Here is a 5,042-nt window from a genome sequence, read left to right as displayed (position 1 = left end):
CAATGACTTTGCTCAGGAGATCATTAAGCTAACAGGGTCAAATGTAAAAATCACATTTAAACCATTGCCAACAGATGATCCGAAGCAGCGTAAGCCGGATATTACTAAAGCAAAAGAAATTTTAGGCTGGGAGCCTAAAGTATCGAGAGCTGAAGGTTTAAAAATTACATACGAATATTTCAAATCGCTCCCAAAAGAAGATTGGGATGTATTACCCAAAGAGTTTAAAAAGAACTGAAAATAAAAAAAGAGTCCCGCTGTTTAGTGGGACTCTTTAGTTTAATACCTCAAGAATCTTTACTTATGTTTTTTGAATGCTATAAGTTTTATAACTACATTCGAAAAATTTAAATTCTAAATACATAGATATTTATTTAAATGGTAGATAAAAAAATAAACTATTATCCAAGTCTCAATGGTTTGCGTGCAGTTAGCATTATTATTGTACTATTCAATCACATAAGCCTTCATTATGATTTTTTTCCAAAATCATTTAGATTTTTACCTCTGCTATTGGATGGCCAATTTGGTGTTAATGTTTTCTTTGTAATTTCCGGCTTCCTAATTACGTCTTTGTTACTGAACGAACAGCAAAAAACAGGAACTGTTTCGTTGAAAAACTTTTTCATTCGTCGCACATTAAGAATTTTTCCGGCGTATTATTTCCTTTTGTTAGTTTATTTCATATTAGAATTCTTTCATTTCATTTCAATACCATCCAACTCCTGGCTAACAGCAATAACTTATACAAAATATTTTAACTGGAGAGATGATTGGTATACTTCACATGCCTGGTCTTTAAGCGTCGAAGAACATTTTTATTTATTTTGGCCATTTATTTTCATTTTAGGTTTTTTTGTTAGAAAAATTTCTGCTTTTATTATTATTTCATTAGTGCCGATTGCACGTATATACTTCCACTACCATCCTGAACCATGGTATAATGACTTAACTATTTTTTTTAGAATTGACTCAATAGTTATAGGTTGCATATGCGCTCTTTATAAAGAACAATTATTGAATCTATTTCACAAGCATTGGACAAGTTTATTTTATGGAGCTATAGCTGTGCTTATATTATTATTCTTTGGCCCATTAATTAATAGAAAACTGGATTTAGGAATTGAAGTAATTTTACGTTCTATAGGAGGGACTTATGGAACGCTGGCAAATATTTCCATCGCACTCATTATGATGTACTCAATTTATGGACCTCAAGGCCTTTGGTTTAATTTTTTAAATCTTCCAGTAATCAATTACATCGGTGTGTTGTCTTATAGCCTCTATCTATGGCAGCAATTTTTCTTGAGTAAATCTTCCCTTTGGATCAATCAACTACCTCAAAATTTAGTATTGATAGTAATTTGTGCTTTAGCTTCTTATTACATAATAGAAAAACCATTCTTCAAAATAAAAGATAAATTTTCTACACAATCCAAAGTTTCGTAATAAAGTAATTAAATAATTATAAAAAGTTTAAAGTGCATATTGATAGAATAAATAATTTATCCGATTATATAAAACGAAGAATATCTTAATCAAAAACAATTGAGATGAATATTGATTTCTAAGACACAATTTTCTTTCTCAATCGTTCAAAAGGAATATCAACGATATAATAGATAATTATTGATCCAATAAAAGTAGCTACTAAATAAATAATAAAAGAGGGCATGCGATCCCACAATGGTAAATGAGCATAATAATATGCCCATGGCACCATTGAAACTCTATGGAATAAATAAGTAACATAGGACAAATTTGCCAAATCACGATCCCACCGTGTACTTTTAGTTCTTACGTTCCTTGAAATAAATGGAATCATTAGAAATGCTAACACATAATCAAATATAATACGGAATAAAATTCCATTAATACGGAGTGCATTATTCAAAATAACATTTTCAAATAATGTAGGTATAGAGTAAGTAAGAATAACAAAAAAAACACTTATTAAAACAGTCAAGTTACTTACCTTTTCACTCGCATGATATCCACTTTCATATAGAGCTACTCCAGCAAGGAAGAAGCATAAATAATTAGCTACTGATGGAATCAAATTCCAACTCTCATGAAGCATATAAAATCCGCTAAAAAAAAGTATCCCCGTTACTAAAAGCAACATTGACCTTTTTTTATTTTTTGAAATGATCCAAAAAAACACTGGAACCAAAATATAAAATTGCATTTCTATATCCAAGGACCAGGAAGGCGGGTTTATTTGACCTGTTTGCGTAAGCCCTAGAATAAATATATGTGAAAACAAAAATCCTATCGAAGGTTTAAAACTATCTATAAAAGCTGTTGGCGTTATATTCATAACAAGACAGCTAACCAATACAAGTAAAATATTCGTCACATAAAATATTGGCAACAACCTCAATAAACGGCTAAACCAGAAGGAAGTCAGTGGATGCTTAAAATCCATATATTTTTCTTTATACATTTTCATTACCCAGTAACCGCTAAGTATAAAAAATACATGTACTGCCAATTCTCCTATTGCAATAAGATTTGTACTGTGAAACAGCACTACTACAAAACACAGGAAATAGCGAAATGTGCCTGGCCCGATTTTATCCAACATAATTATCCTTTTTTTCTTCTGAATAGATCTTATTAAACACCAAAGCTATGCCTAAATAAAACCACCCGAAGGCTAGATTTGTGCCTACTGAAACCATTTGTCCAACTAATAAATTTTGAATTTCATATCCAACTAATACAACTGGCAATGGATTAACTCCTCTAATTGTTGCCTTGATTGCACCTATACTCATATAAAGGGTGAGAATTATCCTATAAAAAAGATACATAAATCCGAAAAATACTCCACATTCTACTACAATACGTCCCCAATCAGATTCAGCGATAGTAAAATCAGCAACTCCAGTCTTTAAAAAATTAGCTCCAGCAGAGCCGGCTCCAATCCCAGCCCCAAGTACAGGAAGCTCAGTACTTATATCCTGAAAACGAATAAAATTGGTTGCAAATCGATCTACCATACTTCCTTCAGCAATTTCAGCCTGTTCCATACGCTGGCTCATAATATCCAATTGTGTGGAGAAAATAACATTATAAACATTCAGTACTATAACACCTCCTATCATAATAACAAAAAGAGACTTAATAGATTGAGTATTTCTAATAATCATGAATAAACCGATTATTAAAAAGACAAATACAACAACAGTACTTCCATATGTGCCTCTTGAACCACTAACTGCCAAACATGTTGAAAAAGCACAAAAGCAAGCAACGGCCATCCAGTTAGATAAAAATCTTTCTTGCTTTGGTAAAAAATAATTATAGATCAACATAACTATTAAACTGGGTGTAAAGAAAGCCATGCCGGACACAAAAGAGAAAGGGCCATATGGACGTACAATATTGCCTACAACAGTAAAACCTACTCCTGAATTCTCTCCTGCATTTCTATTAATAAATGCATCAGGTGGGCTTAAGAATTGCATATAAGCTAATACGGCAATAGGAATTCCAAAATAGCATGTAAACTTTGCTATCCGGACAAGATCGGATTTTGTCATGTGTCTTTGCATGATAAAGGCAAGTGGCATATATAGAAAATAGTTTCGCCACCCGTAGACAGAAGCAAAAAAAGGTGTTGTATATAAAAGCATTTGTGTCAAAGATAAAATTAAATACAAAACCAATAAAATAACAGATGCTTGAAATAATACACTTTTAGGAAATATCCTATGTCTCCAACACATCCAATACATATAAAATAATACCGGATCTTTAATAAAAAATAATGGTGAACTTAATGGTGGTAGTATCCATTTACGTAAGATACCTTCAGCAAATAATAAAATATAAAATAGAAAGATTGCATTGTTTATGCTTCTACCTGCTTCAATTTTCTTAATTACGACCTGTTCAGATAAGAGTGTCATTTCACTTTGGGGGCATAACTATTAATCGAATCTAAAATAAAATCCTGATAGCGCTTCCATGTAAACATTTCAGCTGAACGTCTAGCCGCTTTGCTCATAGCAAATCTTTTATCAGGATTCGCATACAAAAATTTAATTTTCTCTTTTAATGCTTCCGTATCCCGGATCGGGATTAAAAAACCATTTTCGCCATTTTCAATAATATCTTCTGCACCGGCATTCGGAGTACTTATTATTGGTAAACCACAAGCCATGGCCTCCAATTGAACAAGAGCGAGCCCCTCTGCTAGGGATGGAAATACAAATACATCTGCCGAAGCATAATAACTATTTAATTGATGGTGTGGAACTGAAGGCACAAATTTAATTTTTGTTCCTTTAATATTTTCTGCAAGCCACCCTTCAGGAAAAAGATCTTTTCCAACTAGCAGCAATTCAGCATCAGGCAAATGAAGTTCTTTCCATGCCTGAATAATATAATGTACACCTTTGCGGGGCCCTATTCCGCCAACAAAAATAGCCCGAAATGTTGTATCTGTTTTTTCCATTGGTTTAAAATATTCAATGGGTGCGCCAAATACATTTACTTTAATTTTTTCTACAGGAACGCCGATATCAAGGATGGATTGTTTTACAAAATTTGAAGGCACAAAGATCAGATCTGCTAATTCCAATTCTTTAAGTTTTTTTATAATCTTCCAGGCTGGTTCATTAACTGTAGCAAGGCAACTTTTAAAAGCAGGATATAGCTCAACTTCCTTTTCTAATATTTCTTTAGCTGTCTTATAATGTACAATAGGAAGATCATAAAAACATGTAATACCTGCTTCTTTTGCGCGTTCAAAAGAACGTAGCGCACAATCTTCATAAGCATATATTGCATCAACCTTTCCCCAGTCATCTCTTGCCACAATCTTATCAAACGTATCATACATGGCAGTATTTAATTCATCTGCAGTACGGCCGATTTTTTTATTCCAGCCGGTTTTTAATAATAGAATCCGTTTATACTCTATCCAGGGATGACTTATTATATATTTTGCATCAATCTGCCAGTCTCTTCGTTTTAATTCATTATTTATTTTCTGATAAACAGACGGATAGATTTTATTCAACACTTTTAAA

General features: G+C 32.5%; 4 protein-coding genes and 1 pseudogene. 2 read left to right on the top strand and 3 right to left on the bottom strand.

Translation table 11 applies throughout. The features are described 5' to 3' along the window. Positions 1-238 (top strand): annotated as a pseudogene (locus tag QZ824_RS10610) (SDR family NAD-dependent epimerase/dehydratase); the annotation flags it as partial. 140 nt (positions 239-378) lie between these two features. Next, complete coding sequence (locus QZ824_RS10605) at positions 379-1,449, top strand: acyltransferase (protein WP_291275988.1); 1,071 nt, start codon at positions 379-381, stop codon at positions 1,447-1,449. A gap of 118 nt (positions 1,450-1,567) precedes the next feature. Here QZ824_RS10605 and QZ824_RS10600 read toward each other — a convergent pair whose 3' ends face one another. The 3 genes from QZ824_RS10600 to QZ824_RS10590 all read right to left on the bottom strand — a co-directional run. Beyond that, a complete protein-coding gene (locus QZ824_RS10600) occupies positions 1,568-2,587 on the bottom strand; it encodes an acyltransferase (protein WP_291275987.1) in 1,020 nt (339 codons plus the stop codon). Continuing rightward, the gene (locus QZ824_RS10595; RefSeq protein ID WP_291275986.1) at positions 2,577-3,917 is read right to left on the bottom strand and encodes a hypothetical protein; all 1,341 of its coding nucleotides are present in this window, start codon (positions 3,915-3,917) and stop codon (positions 2,577-2,579) included. The genes QZ824_RS10600 and QZ824_RS10595 overlap by 11 nt, the downstream gene beginning before the upstream one ends. Beyond that, positions 3,914-5,042, bottom strand: a 1,129-nt coding sequence (locus QZ824_RS10590; protein WP_291275985.1) for a glycosyltransferase family 4 protein, incomplete at its 5' end; no start/stop codon positions are given. The genes QZ824_RS10595 and QZ824_RS10590, both read right to left, overlap by 4 nt.

The organism is Flavobacterium sp., from assembly GCF_021151785.1.
GTDB lineage: Bacteria > Bacteroidota > Bacteroidia > Flavobacteriales > Flavobacteriaceae > Flavobacterium.
Note: the sequence above shows the minus strand (reverse complement) of the source record. Positions and strands in the feature narration are given on the sequence as shown.